The sequence below is a fragment of the Quyinboa mangrovi genome (genome assembly GCF_042219825.1).
Lineage (GTDB): Bacteria > Bacteroidota > Bacteroidia > Bacteroidales > UBA5342 > JBHJHP01.
Map to the genome: position 1 here is coordinate 663016 of NZ_JBHJHQ010000003.1, position 21548 is coordinate 684563.

Here is a 21548-nt window from a genome sequence, read left to right on the forward strand (position 1 = left end):
AAAATGAATAATTGTTTGTAAGTTTTGATGTTACGTCTTATATATTTGTAAAATGCTTAAAAGTGGTAACACGATTAATTAATGTTCTGAATGGCAAAAAAAACTACTGAAGGAAAAGAGATGTCGTTCCTCGATCATTTGGAGGAATTACGCTGGCATATCATCCGAAGTCTTGGGGCTCTGGTGGTTTTTGCTATCCTTGCTTTTTTATTTAAAAATATCATTTTTGATAAAATCATTCTGGCTCCCAAAATGCCTGAGTTCTGGACCAACAGGATGATGGCCAGGGCAGCAGAATTTCTGCATATGCCGGCACTGAAAATAAATCAGGATCCGTTTCAGATCATTAATATCAGCATGGCCGGTCAGTTTACCACGCACATTAAGGTTTCTCTTTCGGTTGGCCTCATTCTGGGTTTTCCTTACCTGATTTACGAATTGTGGAAGTTTATCAGTCCTGCTTTATATGAAAATGAGCGGAAAAACTCACGGGGAGGATTGTTTTACACCTCATTGTTGTTTTTCATGGGAGTGTTGTTTGGCTATTTTCTTATTGTGCCACTTTCTGTACATTTTTTAGGAGGATATCATGTCAGTGACCAGGTGCAGAATCAGATAAATCTGCAGTCGTATATAGGTACCGTTACATCTGTGGTTTTGGCGGCTGGATTAATCTTTGAACTTCCTGTGTTAATCTATTTTCTGAGCAAAATAGGAATTGTCACACCTCAGTGGTTAAAAAAATACCGTCGTCATGCCATTGTTGTCACATTACTTGTTGCGGCTATCATTACACCACCGGATATATTCAGCCAGGTCCTCGTTTGCTTACCACTTATTGTATTGTATGAAGCTGGAATAGTTATTTCCAGAAGAGTAAATAAAAAGCGGGAAGCGATTTGATGTTTGCTTTTCGAGCCGGATGGTTTCGTAAAAAGGTACTAAAAAGCTTCCGGTTTTAATGGTGATCATGGGTTGAAATGTAAAGCTGATTCAGAAAATATTGTTACTTTTAAATACCAATTTACGCACTATGATTAAAGCGCTCGGTTTATGGAGTCCGGTCATTGTTCCCCTAATCATTTCCGGAATTTTGCTTTTCAGTTCTGAAAGGCACAATAAACCAAAGCTTTATCTGGTATCTTACATGTGGTTGATAACCTTTATTTTTCTGGCCAACCTGTTTTATTTTGAGCACAATTATAAGGTTTACAGTTGGTTTCACAGCCTTCATATAGCAACCGTTCTGGCCATATATCCAGGTGCTTATAGTTACATAAAATTGCTGGTTGATCCCAACTATCCCCTTCGAAAATTGATCAGGCATTTTTTACCATCCCTCTTTTTTCTTTTGGCTTCAGGATTGATATTTTATCCTGTATTAAATATGCAGGAAAGAGAACTGTTTTTAACGCAGTACAGGTTCCATCCCGATTTTGAAAATCAGGCATTGCGCATTTTGTATTATGTTAGAATATCCAATATCTTGTTCCTTTTTATACAGGTTTTGTATTATCCTGTCATCACTTTTTTTACACTTAAAAACCACAGAAAGAGATTAACAAACCTTTTTTCCAATCCTGAAAAATTTCAATTGAATTGGTTAGGGATTTTCAATGGCTTACTTGCGCTTTCGGCATTGATAAGCGTTTTTATCTATACCGTTAATCCTGTAAAATTATTTGGTGATGACCGCTATCTGGCCTACCCTTTACTAACCGTTGCCATAATGCTGTGGTATCTTGGTATTATGGGTAATAATCAGGCACAGATACCTGTTCCTGTTGATGATGATTCATCGCTCAATCCGAATTCTGAAGGCCTGCAGCAGGATGGCAATTCCTTAAAATCAAGGCTCATAGCATATTTTGAAGAGCAGGATCCATATCTGAATCCGGAACTGAAGATATGGGATGTGGCCAGGGAACTTGGGACTAACCGAACCTATATTTCTCAAACCATAAACCAGGAGTTTGATCAGAATTTTTCTTCATTCGTTAATACATACAGAATAAAACAAGCCCGAAACCTAATTGACAGCAAACCGGAACTTTCACTTTCTGATGTGGCATTTCAAACAGGTTTTGGCTCAGTGCTGACCTTGTCGAGAACCTTTGCTGAAATTTATCAGGTAAAACTTTCGGACTATAAAAAAGAATTGGCAAACGTATAATTTATACGTTTTGAAGCTATCTTTTTATCTTTTGAAACACCAATAATATGGCGGTCCGGTAACTTTGATTGCAAAGTTTAATCCCACTGTCATGAATAAAAAAATGTTATTATTAGTCTTACTGTGTTCAGTAAGTTTTTTCGCATTACAGGCACAATATAATTTTGTTGTGCAGAACGGATCCGCATCAGTCTATAATACGCTTCAGGAAGCTTACGATAATACCAGTGCCGGCGATACCATTTATCTGCCCGGTGGTTCTTTTAATTTTCCTTCTGTAGATAAGCCACTGGTATGGATTGGTGTTGGTTACCACCCGGATTCTACGGCTGCTACCTATTTTACAAGAATTAATAATCCGGTAAATTTTTCCGGTAATTGTGATAATACGTACTTAACCGGAATGCATTTTATGAGTAATGTTACATTTGGTACCAGTGGTCAGGATGTAACTGATGTTACCATATTCCGATGCAGAATATCCGGATCACTTACATTGAAATACAATAACACTGTTGAAGTATTGTTAAACGACAAAGTGAGTGAGTGTATCATCGATGGCAGCATTGACGCAGGAATGGGAAGTAATGTAATTATAGAAAAGACAATTCTGAAGGGAACACTTGGTCATTTCCGAAACAGTTACATGAATCACAATATTTTCACATATGGAGCCAGAAATTCCGGAAGTGGATATTCATTTTTGCTAAGTTATTGTGAAAATTGTCAGGTTAAAAACTCTGTGATAAATTACTATTCCTACGTTAACTGGCGGGCAGATGTATATGGAAGTATCAATAACAATTTTCTTAACAATATTTTTGCTGGAAACATTACTTTCCCGGATGGAACCAATACCGGTTCATACAATATAACCGGGGTTGATCTTTCTACTGTATTTGAAAATATAGATGGAAACTTTCAGGATTTTTCGTACCTGCACAATTTTCATTTAAAGGCGGGAAGTCCTGCAGCAGCAGCCGGAATGAATGGTGCAGATATTGGTATTTATGGCCATACTGTTCCTTTTAAAGATGGAGGTCTTCCGGTTACACCTCATATCCGCAGTGTTGAAGTTAACGATGAAACCACTAATGGTTTACTACCGGTTTCTGTTTCTGTCGGGGCACAGGAGAATTAATGTTGTACTTCATGAAAAATTTTCTGATAGCAATATTATGGAGCATTACCGGCATTCTTGCTGCACAGGTTAATTTAGTAAAAGGAGAATACTGGTTCGACAGTAACAGGACCAATGTATATCCGGTAACATTTTCTTCTGTAGCCGATATTAGCATTAATGCTGATATTGATGTAAGCAGCCTTTACGATGGATTGCATACTATTTCTATACGCATTGTGGATGAAAAAGGAATCTGGAGCAGTCCGACATCAAGGTTCTTTATCAAACACAGTTCAAATAATAGTGTTGAAACCAGTGAAATAAGCGGGTATGAGTATTGGTTCGATGGGGATTATGCAAACCGAAAAAATGAAGACATTACAGGGACAATAGAATTTTCGTTGGATGAAAATATTGATGTTTCTGCTTTATACGACGGTCTACATACTGTTCATTTTAGGTTTTTGGACAGAAACCATAGCTGGAGTTCGGTTGCCAGCCGGTTTTTTATTAAGCAAAAAAGCTCTTCGGGTTTAACCCCGGTTAAGATTGATGCAATGGAATATTGGTTCGACAGTTCTGAGGATCAACAAACATATGTGGATATTGAAAATACAGCATCTTTTCAGTTTGAAGAAAATATTGACGTGAAGGATTTGTATAATGGCCTGCATATCATACACATCAGGGCAAAGGATACCCAGGGAATGTGGAGTTCTGCGGTGAGCCGCTTCTTTATAAAACGGGACAGTTTGTTGAATACTGCGGATAATAAGATAAGCGAACTGGAATACTGGTTTGATAATCAGGTAGACGCGAAGTATGTTGTTCCTTTGGGTCAAAGCAATCTTAGGTTTATGGATAAGATTGATGTATCAGACTTCTTTATAGGATTACATACTGTTCACTTCAGGTTTAAAGATGCAGGCGGAGTTTACAGTTCCGTTGTAAGCAGGTTTTTCGTAACGCAATCCGTCAGTTCAGTTTCCGAAAATGGTATTGTGGCTTACCGATACTGGCTTACCGATACGGCTGTTCATACCGGCGAAATTGAAAATGTGGAAGCTGATTTGATGTTCATAGACTCTCTTGACCTGAGGCATTATGCCAAAGGAGAATATATAATACATATGCAGTTCAGGGATTCAAGGGGTTATTGGAGCACCACGGTTACTGATACGGTTACAAAACTCAGTTATCCGTTTGCCGAACTTCAGTTTGAAAATACGGATATGTGCATGGGTGATTCGCTTACTGTTCGTGTTTTGGCTGTCGATGCTGATTCTTTGCTTCTCAATTTTGGTGACGGAGAAACTGATACAGGAATAGTGGTTAAGCATCTTTATCTGAATGACGGGGTTTATACTGTTTCTGTTCAGGTGAAAGATACAACAGAAAAAATTACTATGAATTATACCGCTGATCAGACTGTTATGGTGCATTCTTTACCGGTGATCAATTTAGCGGATTCATTGAATCTGGTGGATGATGAAACAGAGGTTCTGGATGCGGGAACAGGATTTGTAAGCTATCTCTGGAACAATGTTTCCGGTGATCAGTCTTACCTTGTTTCGGGTGAAACATTCGGAGTTGGCGATCATTCTTTAGTGCTAAAGGTTGAGGATTTGAACGGATGTGTGAACTCCGATACGATTTTTATTTCAGTTTCCTCTACAGTCGGTACAGATGATTTATCGTCTGTGAAATTGAGGGTTTATCCAAATCCTGCGGTGGATTTTATTACGGTTAACTGGGATAATTCAAACCTTAAAAATGCAATTATATATCTTGTTGATATGACCGGGAAAGTTGTTTCCGGTTCAAAAGAAATAAGTCCGGGTAATCGGATTGCTGTTGACCACCTATCCTCAGGTCATTACCTGATGGTTCTTTACATTAATCAACGCATCATTTCAGTGCCAATAGTAATCCGGGACTGAGGCAAACCCGGGTTTATTCATGACAGTAAAGGCATCCCGAGCGAGGGATGCCTTTTTCATGATCTCTACGCTGTAAGTCGTGTTCTCTCTGTAATGGATTGTTCCCATCTTTTTCTACATTTGTAAAAATCAATTTCAAATTGGAGAAAAAAGGGAAGAAAATAGTTATTCTGGGTACTGCTCATCCTTTCAGGGGAGGACTTGCCGCCTATAACGAAAGATTAGCCAAAGAGTTTATCAGAGAAGGGAATGAGGTTATTGTATACACTTTTAAACTTCAGTATCCCGGGTTTTTGTTTCCCGGAAAAACGCAATATGCTGACTGGGAAGCACCCGAAGATCTTGATATTCGGATTAAGGTTAATTCTATAAATCCGTTTAACTGGCTTAAAATAGGAAGGGAAATTAAACGACAGAAACCGGATATTTTTTTAGTTAAATACTGGTTGCCTTTTATGGCTCCCTGTTTTGGCACCATAGCCAGAATCGTAAAGAAAAATAAGACCACAAAAGTTATTTCCATTCTCGATAATATTATTCCACATGAAAAGAGGCCGGGAGACACATTGTTCAGCAAATACTTTGTAAAGCCTGTTGATGGTTTTGTGGCCATGTCCGATTCGGTAATGAATGATCTGGGGCAATTTGATACAGTTAAACCACGTGCATTCTGTCCTCATCCACTATTCGATAATTTCGGGAATTTGATTGAAAAAAAAGAAGCCATCAGGCAAATAGGTCTTGATCCGACGTATAACTACCTTTTATTTTTTGGGTTTATCCGGGCGTATAAAGGTCTGGATCTGATAATTGAAGCCATGTCATATGAACGGGTCAGGAAAATGCCAGTTAAGCTTATTGTAGCCGGAGAATTTTACGAAGACGGTGATAAATACAAACAACAGATTGCTGATCTGAAACTGTCTGACCAAATTGTGTTGAAAACGGATTTTATTCCCGATTCAGAAGTAGGACAATATTTCTGTTCTGCTGACATGGTGGTTCAGCCGTATAAAAGTGCCACGCAAAGTGGTGTGACGCAAATTGGATATCACTTTGAAAAACCGATGCTGGTGACAGATGTTGGAGGATTAAAGGAAATTATCCCGGATAAAAAAGTAGGTTACGTTACACAACCCGATGGCAAAGCTATTGCGGAAGCACTTGTGGATTTCTATGAAAACAAACGGGAAGAAATGTTTGTGATCAACGCGAAAAAGGAAAAGCAAAAATATTTGTGGAGCCGAATGACGAGAACGATATATGAACTTTGTGAAAAAGTAGAACTATGATTATACGAAGCAAAGCCCCTTTAAGAATTGGTCTTGCGGGAGGAGGAACCGATGTATCACCTTATTCCGAGTTGTACGGCGGTGCTATTCTGAATGGAACCATTTCGATGTACGCCTATGCCACTATTGAACCGAGAAGCGATGGCAAGATCGTATTTGATGCCATTGACAGAGGTGTAAGGCTCGGGTTTAATGCAGAAAAGGCATTAAAACTAAACGGGGAACTGGATCTTTTAAAAGGAATCTACAACCGGATTGTAAAAGATTTTACAAACGAATCACTTTCCTTCACTTTGTCAACATTTGTGGATGCTCCTCCGGGATCGGGTTTAGGAACTTCCTCCACATTGGTCACTGCAATAGTCGGCGCATTTTCTGAATGGCTCGCGTTACCTCTTGGAGAATATGATGTGGCAAAGTTAGCATATGATATTGAACGTGTGGACCTGTTGATGGCGGGAGGCAAACAGGATCAGTATGCAGCCACATTTGGCGGCATAAACTTTATGGAATTCGGTTCTGACGGAAAAGTGATAGTGAACCCATTAAGAATCAAAACAAAAATCTTGAATGAACTGGCGTATAACATTGTGTTATATTATACCGAAACCAGCCGTTTGTCGTCTAAAATAATTGAAGCACAGCAACAAAACGTAAACAGCAATAATGTGCGTTCCATCGAAGCGATGCATGCACTAAAGCACGTTGCTATTGAAATGAAGGAAACCTTATTGAAGGGAAGCCTTGACAAGATAGGGATGCTATTAGACAAAAGCTGGCAGTTTAAAAAGCAAATGGCATTGGGTATTTCAAATCCACTCATAGATGATATCTATGCAACGGCCATGAAAGCCGGTGCAACCGGAGGTAAAATATCCGGTGCAGGAGGTGGAGGTTTTATGTTTTTTTACTGTCCCGGTAATACCCGGCATGCTGTAATTGAAGCATTGGGCAAGTTTGGCGGACAGGCAAAAAGGTATCAGTTTACTAAAAACGGAATGGTGTCCTGGACGATTTGATATGATGACAAAGGAAGCTATAATATTGGCAGGGGGTTTGGGAACCCGGCTAAAGGACGTGATATCAGATATTCCCAAGCCCATGGCGAAAGTGGCAGGAAAACCATTTTTGGAGTATATTTTCCGGTATTTGAACCGATTTGATATTCAAAGAATAATTCTTTCTGTAGGGTATAAATATGAAGTTATTAATGAACAATTCGGAGATTCATTTTTAGGAATGAAACTGGTCTATGCTGTGGAAGAGGAACCTCTTGGCACCGGAGGGGGCATTTTAAATGCATTGAATCATGTTATATCCAAAGAGGTTTTTTTAATAAATGGGGATACTTTTTTTGATGTGGATCTAGGCACGCTTGAATCTCATTTTTTAAGCCAAAAATATGATCTTTGTTTTGCCCTGAAGCCAATGAATAATTTCGACCGGTATGGAGAGGTAATTGTGGCTGGCGATAAAGTTGTAGGCTTTAATGAAAAGAAAATGGTGAAGGAAGGCCTGATCAATGGTGGCATTTATATTTTAAGAAGCGATATTTTCGATGGTTGTGGATTGACGGGAAAGTTTTCCTTTGAAACAGATTATCTGGCTGAATATAAAGATATTCATACGTTTGGCTACATTATTAGTGATACTTATTTTATAGATATAGGTATTCCGGAAGATTATAACAGAGCGCACAAACAGATACCCCTGCTGTTCTAAAATAAAACACAGTTAAATAACGTTTTAATTTTATTATGCACAAAATTGTTTTTGCAACTAACAATCAACATAAACTAACAGAGGTACAGGCACTGTTAAGCGATAACTTCGACGTGGTTGGATTAAACGAAATAGGTTGTTTTGAAGATATTCCGGAAACTGCAGATACTTTAGAAGGGAATGCCTTAATAAAAGCCCGTTATGTTGCAGAAAGGTACAAGATGGATTGTTTTGCAGATGACACCGGTTTGGAAGTAGATGCATTGGACAATGCTCCCGGGGTTTATTCTGCCAGGTATGCTGGTCCGCAAAAAAGTGCCGACGATAACATTGAGAGGCTTCTGAAGGAGTTAAGTGGAAAAGAAAACAGACACGCTCAGTTCAGAACAGTTGTTGCTTTGATTATGCATAACAGGGAGCAGCTTTTTGAAGGCGTTGTTAAGGGATATATTACCAGCGAGAGGCATGGCGTTGAAGGTTTTGGGTATGATCCTGTTTTTCTTCCAGAAGGAAGGACCAAAACGTTTGCAGAAATGGATCTATCCGAAAAGAATACTATAAGCCATAGGGCTAAGGCTGTAAATAAATTGGTTAGTTATTTAAGTAAATCACAATAATTCATGAACCGTATTAAAATATTTGTTCTCCTTATTTTGTTCAGCACTATTAGTTGGGCTCAGATTCCAACCGGGACATGGACCACACATTTTTCGTATGATGAAGGTACCTCTGTAACAAGGGCAAAGGATAAAATATACGCGGTAGGTTCAGGCTTTTTATTTTCCTATGGATTGAATGACAATGCTATAACTACGTACTCTAAAATAAATGGTCTGAATGATGTAACCATTGCAAAAATAAAATATTATGATGGGTTAGATATACTGTTCATTGGATATGAAAATGGAAATATTGACTTATTGAAGGGTAATAAAATCAGTAATGTTCAGGACATTAAGCTGGCCAGCATTAACGGAAGTAAGAATATAAACAACGTAACATTTAAAGATGATAGAGCCTATATTTCTTCAGATGTTGGTGTTGTTGTTCTTGATCTTGAGAATAAAGAAGTTTTGGAGACATATATTTTAAGTGACGGTTCATCTCAAAACCCTGTAAATGGTGTTGCAATTAAGGATGGAAATATTTTTGTTGCAACAGATAACGGGATTTATAAATGTAACCTGGATAATCCTAATATACTCGACTTTGGAAAATGGGAAATGGAAACACAGTTTCCTGAATATAATAAAAGATACGCCGATATTGTAAATTACTCAGATAAGCTAGTTGCTATCAGGGCAGATGGTAAGACTTCGGGATATACCGTATATGCAGTTGAAAACGGTTCTTTAAAGACAATTTTGAGTGGAGGAACAAATTTTAGAAATGTTAGTATTTCTGATAGCACGCTTTTGGTTATCGCATCATACCGAATTTCTATTTTTGATCAGGAACTAAAACTCACTGATTTTATCGCATCCTATAATTTCGATGAAATGAGATATGATGGACAGAACGTATTATCAACTTACGATGCTCTAAAATTCGATGAAAATACGTATTTTGTTTCAGATGGTAGCTTGAGCCTTGTAAAATACAGGAAAGAAGGGTTTAGTGAAGTCCTTAAACCAGACGGCCCGGCCTCAAATACCATTTGGAATATGGATATAAGAGACGGAATATTAAGAACGGTGCATGGTGGCCTGGATGGATCATGGAATAATAATTCTTATCCCGCTGAGGCGTCCGTTAGGTCAGATAAAGGGTGGTTTATATTAAATAAGAACACGATTCCTGAACTGGGTTCAGCAATCGATTTTGTGAATATCAAATCAGATCCTTTTAATGCATCTCGTTTTTTTGTTGCGTCTTATAATTATGGGTTATATGAGTTTAATGACCTTGCATTAGTTAATCATTATGATGACACCAATAGTCCTATTATAAACAGAATTCCGGGATCAATATTTTACAGGGTTTATGGACTGGCTTTTGATGATAATGGAAACCTATGGTTAACAAACAGTGCCGTGAGTTTACCTGTACATGTATTACAACAGGATGATTCATGGTATTCTTTTAATTATAGTCCTATTGATGGAGCTGGTTCAGACGTTAAAGGCTCGCTGGGTGAAATGATAGTAACGCAGGACAATAATAAATGGATGGTTGTTCCACGTGCTGATGGAGGTATTTTTGTGTTTAATGAAAATGGAACTTTGGATAATAGTGCAGATGACGAGTACCGTATGCTTAGTGTAAATAACGATATTGAAGGAAAGGAATTTGCTGTTGTAGTAGCATGCATAGCAGAAGATAAAGATGGTTCAATATGGTTTGGAACCAACAATGGATTAGGCGTTTATTCTTCTCCTGGAGATGTTTTTGAAAGTGAAACCTTCCTTCCATCCCGTATTAAGTTACCAAGAGAAAATGATGAAGATAATGCTGCGGATTATCTTTTGGATAGCGAAGTTGTAAAGGCAATAGCTGTAGACGGTGGAAATCGTAAATGGTTAGGCACAGCATCATCCGGACTTTTTTTGGTTTCTCCTGATGGTTTAACGACGATTCATCACTTTACAACGGCTAATAGCCCTCTCCCTTCAAACTCTATTCGTTCAATCATTATTGATCCGGACAATGGCGAAGTATATGCTGGAACCGGTGCCGGACTGGTATCATTTGGTGGAGATGCAACAGAAGGCAACAGTGATTTTTCAAATGTTAAAGCTTTTCCAAATCCGGTGAGAGAAAACTTTACTGGTGTTGTTACAGTTTCCGGTTTGGTGGAAGAAACAATTGTAAAAATAACCGATATCTCTGGAAATTTAGTATTTGAAACCGTTTCAAATGGAGGTTCTGTTTCCTGGGACAGGAAGAATATGTTTGGAGAATATGTCGGAACCGGGGTTTATTTAATTTTCTGTTCAACAAAGAATGGAGAGCAATCTGCAATTACAAAACTTTTGGTAATCAATGCTAAACAATAAGTATGAATTATCTCGACATTATTATTTTACTTCCACTTGTCTATGGCGTTTTTAGAGGATTTAGGAAAGGTTTTGCAATTGAACTTGCCACGTTAGCTGCTTTGATCCTTGGAATTTGGGGCGCTTATAAATTCTCATATATTACAACCGTATTTTTGAGGGACAAATTCGAAGTGACCGGCGATTATCTGCCTTATGTGTCTTTTTTTCTCACATTTATCATTATCGTTATTCTGGTAAACCTTTTGGGTAAAATGCTGGATAACTTGTTAAAGGCAGTTTCTTTGGGCTTTATCAATCGTTTGGCCGGAGCAGTATTTGGATTTGCTAAATTGGCTGTTGTCACCTGCTTGCTCGTTTTTCTGGCACACAAACTTGATGACCGAACAGGAATAATCCCTGAAAAAGATAAGGACGGAAGTCTTCTTTATGAAAGGGCTTATGAATTAACGCTTTCGGTACTTCCATATATTGATATTAAAAAACTGGAAGAAAAAATTAAAAGAGAAGATAATGAGGAACCCGAAAAAGTTGCCTGCATGTTTTCCTTTCAAATAACAGAAAATGAGAGTTAAAAATATTGCAAAAGGCCTTCTTGCTGGTTTCCATGATCATAAAAAGCAACAACCCGATATATTTATTTTTACATTGCCGCGGGCGGGCTCAACTTTAATAACTGAGATACTAAATACAGATTCTCATTCCAAAACAGTAAGTGAGCCATTTTCGTTAAGTTCTGATAATCAGAAGGTATTACATAAGTATTTTAATTCAGAATTTTTTTCGGAGAGATATATTGATGTTAATAAAGATGACTTTGACAAAATTATTGATTACCTGAAAGTTTTATCGGAGGGTAGAACATGGAACAGCTTTTATTGGAGTGATATACTTACAAAAAATCACTCATTAAAAACTAACAGGACAGTTTTTAAAATCCATAAGTTAACTTATTATTATGATGATATTATGGATCAATTTAAAAATGATTATGGATTATACCTGCTTAGACATCCTGTTTCACACTCTCTTTCGCGTATAAGAAAAGGCTGGTCAACATACATTGATAACTATTCGAATTCGGAAAAAATAAAAGTGCTCTTGACTTCTAAAGCAAAAAGTTTAATTCAGGAAGTCAACGCCAGCAATAATGATTTGGAAAAATTTATAGTGAGTTGGTGTCTTGAAAATTTGGTCTTTATTATAAATTATCAGGAAAATAAGTTAAGCTCAAATGTGTTTCCTGTTTTTTATGAGGATGTAGTTACCGATCCTGAAAATGCAATTCGTAATATATGTTCAAAAATAGGAATGGAATACAATGTACGAATGCTTGAAATATTAAATATTCCGTCGAGTGGAATTATTCATAGTACAAATGAAACCAAAAATCAGATTCTTTCCGGAAACAAAAGTTATCTGGTTAACAGATGGAAGGATGAAGTTGATTCTGATTTTCCTGACCGATATAAATTCATTTTAAAAACTTTCGGCATTAAAATATACCTTGATTAGGACATCTACCATTAAAACCGGTATTTTACGCTTGCCAGTACATTAAATCCAAAGGATGGATAACCATTCCAGTAATAATAGTTGGACGACAGGATATTATTCAGGTTCAACGATGCCGATAATCTGTTGTTATATTGGTATTCTCCTGATAAAGACAAATCATATACTGCTTTTAACTGAGTTCTTTGTGTTACTCCTGAACCGATCGCATCCTGTGTAAGCGCTTCCCTTTTTGAGATGGTTGTAAAGTCAACATTGACAGTAACATTTCTGTAGGGCACAAAACTTCCGTAGACCTTTATTTCATAATCCGGCAAATGCCACGCATATTCAAGATTATCCAGGGCATAGTTGTAATAGGCTCCGCTTGCACCGAAGCTGTATCTGTCGTTTCCTGCATAATCAATGGCTGCTTTCACGGTTAAAACGTTCATGTCGTCGTATACTGCGGTAAACTGGTTGGAATATGCAACTGAGCTAACCTGTGATGTGTCTGTGATATAGAATTCGTTAATATAAAACGGATTATTTTTTACGATTGAGAAGTTAACGCTACCGTTAAATACAATTTTTGGTGTTAACTGTCCGGTCAATCCTGCTTCTAAGGAAAGAGGTATTTGTGTCGGCATCACATTCAGCTCAGGGGTCATATAAGGGTTGATCTGAATGCTGTTCCTGTAGTCGTTTAATCTGTAATTTCCTCCAGCCATTAAGTGTGCTGTAAATAGTTTTTCGATCAGATTAAAATTAAAATCAATGTCCGGAGTAACAAGATAGTCTGTTTTGTCTTTCTGAATGTTGAAAAATGCATTTAACCCAAGTTTCAGGTTCCATGTATTCCGGTTCAACTTAAAATACGGACTGAAATCAATATAGGTAAAATTATTAAAATCTTTGTAAAGAGCTGTATCGGGGACATTATACATGCCATATTGCACATCCAGTGCTCCGCCAACAAGATTGTCTCCAACAGGTTTTTCAAAGAAGCCTTTTAGCCCTATCAGATCTTCCTTAAAATCCATGCGGGTGAAGAAGTGATCGTAATAAAGTTCGGCTTTATATGCCGTTTCATCATAAATTGACGGATTGGTGGCAAATACAAAATTCGCTTTAAAAGAAGCATAACCTGGCTTTTGGGTTTCATTAATATCTTTATTGTTAATGGCTATTGTGTCATTCAGAGCATAATAGGTCATCGAAGTATCAGTATTAATTGTTTGGTAACCGAAATACCGGTAATTATGATTACTGAATCCCAGGTTGGCAGTCAGATAGGTTCCCCAAAACTGATGTTTGTAGGCTAACAATAAATTGTTCCTTACAAACGTAGCATCGTTTTTACTGCCATCTTCCATTTTTACTTTCCCGAACGAGGACCGATTATTGGCAAAAAACGACAGACTGTGTTTGTCTGAATGAAAAGCGTTATAAAATAGTTCGCCGAATAAAGAGCTGTAATTTCCACCTCCCAGACTAATGTAGTTCTGATCGTAATCCCGCCTTGGCTCAGATGAAAGAGTAGCCGGTGTTAATGGAATAATTTCAAAGCTTGTTTCCAGAGGATGCGTAAAAAAGCTGTATGAAAACGTTGGTGTTTTTATCTCCGGTTTCTGAATTTCCGGGATGAGATTAATCTTGTTGGCATCCGAAATGGTTGGATTATATTCTCTTACCACTACTACGTTTTTATTAATCGTTGTATCGGTTTGAGCCGAGGCCGATAGTCCTGTTGCTGATATAATTATGGCAATTATTATATTCTTTTTCATTTTGTTATCTTTTCAATCAGTTTTAAGTTATTGAATGGAATCAGACATAGATTTTTTTATGGAATCAACCTTTTGGAAATAAGTTTTCAGTGTATCCCGTTTTTCCATTTCCTTGCGTTTTTCAATGGCATCTATTTCCCGTAATTTTGTTTCAACCATTGGTTTAATATCATCACTGTTATTCTGATAATTTTCTTTTACGCTCAGCAGATACTGTTTGGCCTGGAAAATGTCGTCCCTGTTTATATAGATATCAGAAAGCAGGATAAAAGCTTTTGCTAACCAATACTGATGAGGTGTATTTGTATTAATAAATTCGAAAATGTCTTTTTCTGCCCCTTTTACATCTCCCTGTTCATAAAGCATTCTTGCGATTTCATATTTAGCCTCAGCACCTTCTTTTGAGCGGGTATCCTGTGCCAGTATCCTGAATGCGGACAAAGCTGCTTCTTTGTTGTCGAGCTTAATAAAAGACTTTGCTTTCTTGTAAATTGCTTCGCGTTTCAGTTCCGGCTCAAGTACCGGTTCTTTTAACAGGTTATCTGCCGCAACTATTGTGGCTCCTGCATTGTTAAGATTATACTGACACCGCATAATTCCAACTTTCGCAGCCTTAATATTTTCTTTCATTTGAGCCTGCTGTTCCAGATCGGAATAATATTCCAGGGCTTCCTGATAATTACTTTTCTCAAACAGCAAGGTCGACAAGGCGGTCAAGGCCTGCTCTGTAAATGAATTTCTAGGTTGTGAAACCACCAACTTAAGATCAGAAATTGCAGCGTCTTTGTCGCCTAATCTCAGATTACAATCTGCTTTATAATAGTGTGCAGTCAATTGATAAGCACCATTAGGAAATTTCGCAAGATAATTTTCAAAGTATCGTTTTGAATCACTTATATTGCCAGACATATAAAGCTTTTCTGCTGCTGCAAATGTAAGCGAGTCTTCTTCGTTATTTTTGAGTGTAGCAAAGCCTCCAACTTCTTTGGTGTAGTCAATGTATTTATCCACCTCGTTTTTCTCAACCGAAATATTCTTTAAAGCGGCGAGAGCCGTTCTTGCTTCTTCGGTTCCCGGATATTTCTGAACCACATCTTTATAGATGGAGGATGCTTTATTAACATCCTGAATGTTATAGTAAACAAGTGCCATATTCACCATAGCCTGGCTGGCAAAACTGCTGTTCGGGTATTTTTGAATGAGCGCATTGTATGATCCGATGGCATTCTGAGGATCATTTAATACAACCCAGGTTTTGGCCATTTCGAACCATGCATCATCAATAAACCGAGATGTTGGAAAACCTGATATCAGACTTTTAAGATCGGTGATCTTTTTATTGTAGTTTTTCTGTAACCCCTCACTGTAGGCTTTTTTAAATAAGCCATAGTCTGCATTGCTTCCACCGTTCTGATAGGCAGCCTGAAAATATGTTATTGCATCGCGGAAATCGCGTTTCAAATAATAGCAATCACCTACGCGGTTGTTTGCATCGGTTATCAGATTTGGATCTTTGGTTTTAGCCAGTGATAAAAACTTCCGGAACCAGTTGATGGCGGCGCTGTAGTTTTTCTTTTTAAAAAAGGCATAACCCATGTTATAATGCGCCATATCAAATACATCTTTGCTGTAAGCACCGGGCAGAATAATAAACTTATTATAATCGCTCAGTGCTTTATCGTAATCCCCGAGTCTGTAGTAGGTTTCTCCACGCCAGTAATACGACAAAGCCTTAATGTCCTGATCGAACTGGGAATTATCAATAGCCGTATTAAAATACGGGATTGCATCGCTATATCTGTTGTCCGTAAACAATTCTATTGCCCGGTAATAAGAAACGCGTTGTAAAGCCTTTAATACCTTCGGATTTCGTGTGCGTATCTTCATTATGGACTGGTATGCTCTTTCGTAGTTTTGTGTTGTCATAAACACATTTGAAAGCATATTGTACACCTCATCCCTGTATTTTGAGTCCGGAAATTCTTCCAGGAACCTTTCAAAAGCGGTTATAGTCTCATTAAAAGGGGAGAATGCTGTTTCATACGTAAGTTTAGAATAGTTATAAAGTGCTTCTTCCTGTAAGGATTTATCGAACGACATACGGGACGCAGCTTCAAATGCCATACGTGCAGCATTTTTATCATCCAGTTTCAGGTAGCAGTCTCCAAGATATCCATACGCGCTTTGAGTCAGTTCATCTTCAACGGTTGCAATCTGGGAGAATGTTTCTGCTGCTTTCTGGTATTGTTTAGTATTGTAATATGCTACGCCAAGGTGATAAATGTCCGGTCTGGAAATAGAGGGTGTTTCTTCAAGATACCGTTCCAGAAATGCGATGGATTTTTCATATTCCTGACGGGCATAATAGGCATCACCCACTATTCTTGCAATCTCACCGGTTCTGTTATTTACGGTACCCATAATCAGGTTCGAACCGTATTTAATTACTTTATCATATTCTTTGTTTAAATGGTAAAGTTGAACCAGGTAATATGGAATCACATCTGAATATTGCGGCGAATTTTCCAGCATAAGAAAATTATCCAGTGCTGTAGTGTAGTTTCCTTCTTCGTACTGAATATGTGCATAATAATATATAGCTGCTTCCCTGTACAGGTTTTTTTCTTCTTTTACCTCATAAAAAAGGTTTTCTGCTTCTTTAAATTTTCCTTGTTTAAAAAGACAATATCCTTTTTTGAACTGGTATTCCTTCAGTTGGTTTTCGCTGAGCTGGTTTGTTTTAACCTTTCCGTATAAGACCCCGGCATATTTGTAGTTTTTCTGATCGTATTTATAATTGGCCAGGATAAAAAGAGCCTGATTCCCAAAATAACTGTCCGGATGATCATTAATAAAACGGGATAATTCTGTCTCCGCTGTTTTATCCTCCAGTCGTAAAGAAGATACGATGCGGTAAAAGTCTGCTTCTATGCGTTTTCCTTCTGATTCCGGAGCGTTGTTCAGAAACAAGGTAAAGTTATCTTTTGCTGCAGCATACTGGTGTTCATCGAAAAACTCCTTTCCTCTTTCAAACCAGTTTTGAATGTCGGTTTCAGAAACGGACTCCTGAGCAAATATAATAACGGATGTAAATAGGAAGAATATACTTAAAACTGCGGTTCTCATATTAATTACATTGGGTTTACGATTGGCGCGAAATTACTAATTTCCCAGTAATCAGAACGAAAGATGCATTCAGATATTGTAAACAAGTTCTCCAAAACTATCGAGGGCTTCACTTGTAGTGAAACCCTCGATAAGTTATGCTTTATAAATAGGCAACTTTACAATCCTTGCTTTTAATGCTTTATTTCTGACCCGGATAAAAATCTCCGAATCAAATTTGCTGTAGGATGTAGATACATATCCCATACCGATGCCTTGTTTCATCATGGGAGACATGGTGCCGGAGGTGACTTCTCCGATAACTTCACCGTCAGCATTTTCGATGGGATATCCGTGTCGTGGAATACCCCGGTCTTCAAGGATAAATCCACGCAATCTTCTTGATGCCCCGTTTTCTTTTTGTTCAAGAAGAAGTTTTTTGTCAATAAAATCCTTGTTATCAGTGAATTTTGTGATCCACCCTAAGCCAGCTTCTATCGGAGAAGTTGTGTCGTCAATGTCGTTTCCGTAGAGGCAGAATCCCATTTCAAGGCGCAGGGTGTCGCGGGCTCCCAATCCGATAGGTTTAATGCCGAATTCTTTGCCGGCTTCAAAAATGGCATCCCATAATTTACCGCCATCTTCATTGTAAAAATAGAGCTCAAATCCACCGGCACCGGTATAACCTGTATTGGAAATAATTACATCTGAAATACCTGCAAATTCTCCGGTTGTAAAACTGTAATACGGAATTTCGGAGAGATTAACAGGTGTTAGTTTCTGCAAGACTTCAATGGCTTTGGGGCCCTGTATGGCTAACTGAGCAATTTTATCGGACGTGTTTTCCAGTTCGGCTCCAAACGAATTATTTTTCACGCACCAGTTCCAGTCTTTCTGAATATTGGCTGCATTAACTACCAGCAAATATTTTTCCGGTTCGTAGTAATAAACAAGAAGATCGTCAATAATTCCGCCTTTCCCGTTGGGTAAACAGCTGTATTGGGCTTTACCCGGTGTTAGTTTTGATACGTCATTGGATGTGACATGCTGTAAAAAGTCCAGCGCTTTTGGACCCTTTACCCAAAATTCACCCATATGACTCACATCAAAAACCCCAACTCCTGTTCTTACGTTTACGTGTTCATCGTTAATTCCTGAATATTCGATCGGCATATTATATCCTGCAAACTCATGCATTTTAGCACCCAGGTTAATATGTTTTTGGGTGAAAGGGGTTGTTTTCATTTAATATGACTTTTTAGCTACGATATCAATAATTTCAACGATCACATTAACGGCTTTTTCCATAGAACCAACAGGAACATATTCAAATCTTCCGTGAAAATTGTGTCCTCCGGCAAAAATATTAGGACAGGGAAGTCCCATGTAAGAGAGGCGGGCACCATCGGTTCCTCCACGAATAGGTTTAATATTTGGTGTAATGCCACAATTTTTCATGGCTTGTTCGGCGATATCAACTATGTGCATTACCGGTTCAATCATTTCCCGCATATTGTAATACTGGTCCTTCATTTCAATGGTGCAGGTTCCTTCGCCAAACTCATTGTTTATTTTATTGGTCATGTGGATCATCTCTTTTTTACGCTCTTCGAAACGCGGGCGGCTGTGATCGCGGACTATGTATTGCAGCGTTGTCTTTTCTACATCACCTTCCATCGACATCAGGTGAAAAAAGCCTTCATAGTCTTCTGTATGTTCCGGAGTCTGAAACCTTGGCATTAAGGTAATAAACTGGTTTGCAATGCGAATTGAATTTCGCATTTTATGTTTGGCATAGCCTGGATGTACATTGCGGCCTTTAAAATAAATTTTTGCAAATGCAGCATTAAAGTTTTCAAATTCAAGTTCTCCGATTTCGCCGCCATCCATCGTGTAAGCCCACTCAGCGCCGAATTTTTTCACATCAAAATGGTCGGCACCCGCACCTATTTCCTCATCAGGGGTGAACCCTATACGGATTTTACCGTGTTTTATTTCTGGATGCTGAATTAAAAATTCCATTGCCGTTACAATTTCTGCCAAGCCTGCTTTGTCATCAGCTCCAAGTAAGGTTTTTCCATTGGTTACAACAATATCTTCTCCAATGTATTGCAGAATTTCCGGGAAATCTTCCGGAGTAAGAATAATGTTCTCTTCAGCATTTAATATAATTTCCTTTCCATCGTAATTTGAAACAATGCACGGTGAAACCTTTTTGCCCGTCATGTCCGGACTAGTGTCCATATGTGCAACAAAGCCAATAACAGGTATGTCTTCTTTTATGTTTGAAGGCAGGGTGGCCATAACATAACCATTGTCATCCAGCGATACTTCTTCAAGTCCAATGGATTTTAACTCTTTTACCAGTTTCTCGGCAAAAATCATTTGCCCCGGTGTACTTGGCGTTAATTTAGTTTCATAATCAGACTGTGTGTCTAATTTTACATACGTAAGAAATCGTTCTAATACCTGGCTCATAATTCAAGAATTTTGCTCAAACATACAATATAATTCCACAAAATTAAATGATCTATTTCAGTCATTCAAGTTAAATAAGGGATTACGGTATAAAGTTATTATTTTTGAGATCAAATAAGAAAAATGAAGAAACTTGCTTTACACTGGCAAATATTAATAGCTCTTGTCCTTGCTGTTCTTTTCGGTATATTTCTGCCGGAACAGGTTTCCTACATTTCCTGGATGGGAGATGTGTTTTTAAGAGGATTAAAGATGGTGATAATTCCATTGATACTGTCTTCTATCATTACCGGTGTGGCCGGTATTGGAAATTCCTCAAACCTGGGTCGTGTTGGTGCAAAAACTATGGGCTATTATTTTTTAACAAGCACGCTTGCTATTGTAACCGGGTTGCTTCTTGTAAATATTATAAAGCCGGGGTTGGATTCCGGAATTGAATTAAAGTCATCTGTGGATTCTGTTCTTGGTCAGCATGATACAATAGGTCAAACACTGATAAAAATAATTCCGGAAAATATTTTTCAATCTTTTGCAAAAGGTGATATGCTTGGAATAATATTCTTCGCATTGCTTTTTGGATTCTTTTTGACAAAAATAAAAGCAGAATACCGCGAGCCGACTTTAAAGGTTGTAAATGGTGTTTTTGAGGTTATGATGAAAATAACCATGTTTATTATCCGGTTTACACCACTGGGAATTCTTGGGCTTGTTGCTGGCGTTGTCGCGGAGCAAAAGAATATTGCAGATGTGGCAACCGGGTTGGGAAGTTATTTTCTTACGGTTTTAATTGCGTTGCTTATTCATGGCGTATTTACTCTGTTAATGATTACATATTTTGTGGGAAGAGTAAATCCATTCAGGCACTTTAAAGCCATGTCAACGCCATTACTTACAGCTTTTTCAACCAGTAGTTCAAGTGCGACATTACCCCTTACCATGGAAGCCGTAGAAAATAACGGTGGAGTTTCTCAAAAGATATCGTCATTTACCTTACCTCTTGGTGCAACGGTTAATATGGACGGAACAGCATTATATGAATGCGTGGCAGTTATATTTATTGCCCAGATTTACGGTATGGAACTTAGTATTGTTAACCAGGTGATGATCGTTTTGTTATCACTTCTTGCATCAGTAGGTGCAGCTGGGATTCCAATGGCAGGGCTTGTAACCATTACAATCATACTTTCTTATTTAGGGTTACCATTGGAGGCTGTCGGACTTATTTTAGCCGTAGACCGGCCATTAGATATGCTCAGAACTACGGTAAACGTTTGGAGTGATTCTTGTGGCGCTGTCACCATTGCCAATAGTGAAGGTGAGAAATTGAACTATTAATTTTATTGAATTAGTCTGTTTCAAAACAAGTTTGTTTAAAAATTTCATTCAATTGGGTTACAATTTGCTTTAAATTTCGTTACTTTTGTCCATTAATTTA

The 21548-nt window shown here is 38.0% G+C and carries 16 protein-coding genes; 12 read left to right on the forward strand and 4 right to left on the reverse strand.

The genetic code is table 11. The features are described from left to right. Window positions 1–90 precede the first annotated feature (90 nt). From tatC to ACE1ET_RS08745, 11 genes are all read left to right on the forward strand, one after another. On the forward strand, window positions 91–903 hold the full coding sequence (tatC, locus tag ACE1ET_RS08695; protein WP_375727996.1) for a twin-arginine translocase subunit TatC: 813 nt from the start codon (window positions 91–93) through the stop codon (window positions 901–903). A gap of 130 nt (window positions 904–1033) precedes the next feature. Continuing rightward, window positions 1034–2173 (forward strand): AraC family transcriptional regulator, encoded by a 1140-nt coding sequence (locus tag ACE1ET_RS08700; RefSeq protein ID WP_375727997.1) that lies wholly within the window; start codon window positions 1034–1036, stop codon window positions 2171–2173. Between the two features lie 91 nt (window positions 2174–2264). Continuing rightward, window positions 2265–3314, forward strand: a complete 1050-nt coding sequence (locus ACE1ET_RS08705) for a hypothetical protein (protein ID WP_375727998.1) — start codon at window positions 2265–2267, stop codon at window positions 3312–3314. An 11-nt stretch (window positions 3315–3325) separates the two neighbouring features. Further along, window positions 3326–5236 carry a T9SS type A sorting domain-containing protein gene (locus ACE1ET_RS08710; protein WP_375727999.1) on the forward strand — a complete coding sequence of 637 codons (1911 nt, stop codon included), beginning with the start codon at window positions 3326–3328 and terminating at the stop codon, window positions 5234–5236. Window positions 5237–5376: 140 nt separating this feature from the next. Next, window positions 5377–6528, forward strand: coding sequence for a glycosyltransferase (locus tag ACE1ET_RS08715; RefSeq protein ID WP_375728000.1), 1152 nt, complete (start codon window positions 5377–5379; stop codon window positions 6526–6528). Then, on the forward strand, window positions 6525–7547 hold the full coding sequence (locus ACE1ET_RS08720) for a GHMP family kinase ATP-binding protein (RefSeq protein ID WP_375728001.1): 1023 nt from the start codon (window positions 6525–6527) through the stop codon (window positions 7545–7547). Before ACE1ET_RS08715 ends, ACE1ET_RS08720 begins: the two co-directional genes overlap by 4 nt. 1 nt (window position 7548) lies before the next feature. Continuing rightward, entirely contained in the window at window positions 7549–8250 is a 702-nt protein-coding gene (locus ACE1ET_RS08725) for a nucleotidyltransferase family protein (protein ID WP_375728002.1), read from the forward strand. 35 nt (window positions 8251–8285) lie between these two features. After that, entirely contained in the window at window positions 8286–8867 is a 582-nt protein-coding gene (locus ACE1ET_RS08730; protein ID WP_375728003.1) for a non-canonical purine NTP diphosphatase, read from the forward strand. A 3-nt stretch (window positions 8868–8870) separates the two neighbouring features. After that, window positions 8871–11246 (forward strand): type IX secretion system anionic LPS delivery protein PorZ, encoded by a 2376-nt coding sequence (porZ, locus tag ACE1ET_RS08735; RefSeq protein ID WP_375728004.1) that lies wholly within the window; start codon window positions 8871–8873, stop codon window positions 11244–11246. Between the two features lie 2 nt (window positions 11247–11248). Then, complete coding sequence (locus ACE1ET_RS08740) at window positions 11249–11821, forward strand: CvpA family protein (protein WP_375728005.1); 573 nt, start codon at window positions 11249–11251, stop codon at window positions 11819–11821. Next, on the forward strand, window positions 11811–12761 hold the full coding sequence (locus ACE1ET_RS08745) for a sulfotransferase (RefSeq protein ID WP_375728006.1): 951 nt from the start codon (window positions 11811–11813) through the stop codon (window positions 12759–12761). Before ACE1ET_RS08740 ends, ACE1ET_RS08745 begins: the two co-directional genes overlap by 11 nt. A gap of 11 nt (window positions 12762–12772) precedes the next feature. Here the strand turns inward: ACE1ET_RS08745 and ACE1ET_RS08750 are convergent, their stop codons facing one another. From ACE1ET_RS08750 to pepT, 4 genes are all read right to left on the reverse strand, one after another. Next, complete coding sequence (locus ACE1ET_RS08750) at window positions 12773–14530, reverse strand: porin family protein (RefSeq protein WP_375728007.1); 1758 nt, start codon at window positions 14528–14530, stop codon at window positions 12773–12775. 27 nt (window positions 14531–14557) lie between these two features. Then, the gene (locus ACE1ET_RS08755; protein ID WP_375728008.1) at window positions 14558–17656 is read right to left on the reverse strand and encodes a tetratricopeptide repeat protein; all 3099 of its coding nucleotides are present in this window, start codon (window positions 17654–17656) and stop codon (window positions 14558–14560) included. A 135-nt stretch (window positions 17657–17791) separates the two neighbouring features. Continuing rightward, a complete protein-coding gene (gene gcvT / locus ACE1ET_RS08760) occupies window positions 17792–18880 on the reverse strand; it encodes a glycine cleavage system aminomethyltransferase GcvT (RefSeq protein WP_375728009.1) in 1089 nt (362 codons plus the stop codon). Further along, window positions 18881–20113, reverse strand: a complete 1233-nt coding sequence (gene pepT / locus ACE1ET_RS08765; RefSeq protein WP_375728010.1) for a peptidase T — start codon at window positions 20111–20113, stop codon at window positions 18881–18883. A gap of 123 nt (window positions 20114–20236) precedes the next feature. Between pepT and ACE1ET_RS08770 the strand changes: the two genes are divergently transcribed. After that, a complete protein-coding gene (locus tag ACE1ET_RS08770) occupies window positions 20237–21448 on the forward strand; it encodes a dicarboxylate/amino acid:cation symporter (protein WP_375728011.1) in 1212 nt (403 codons plus the stop codon). The last annotated feature ends 100 nt before the right edge of the window (window positions 21449–21548 follow it).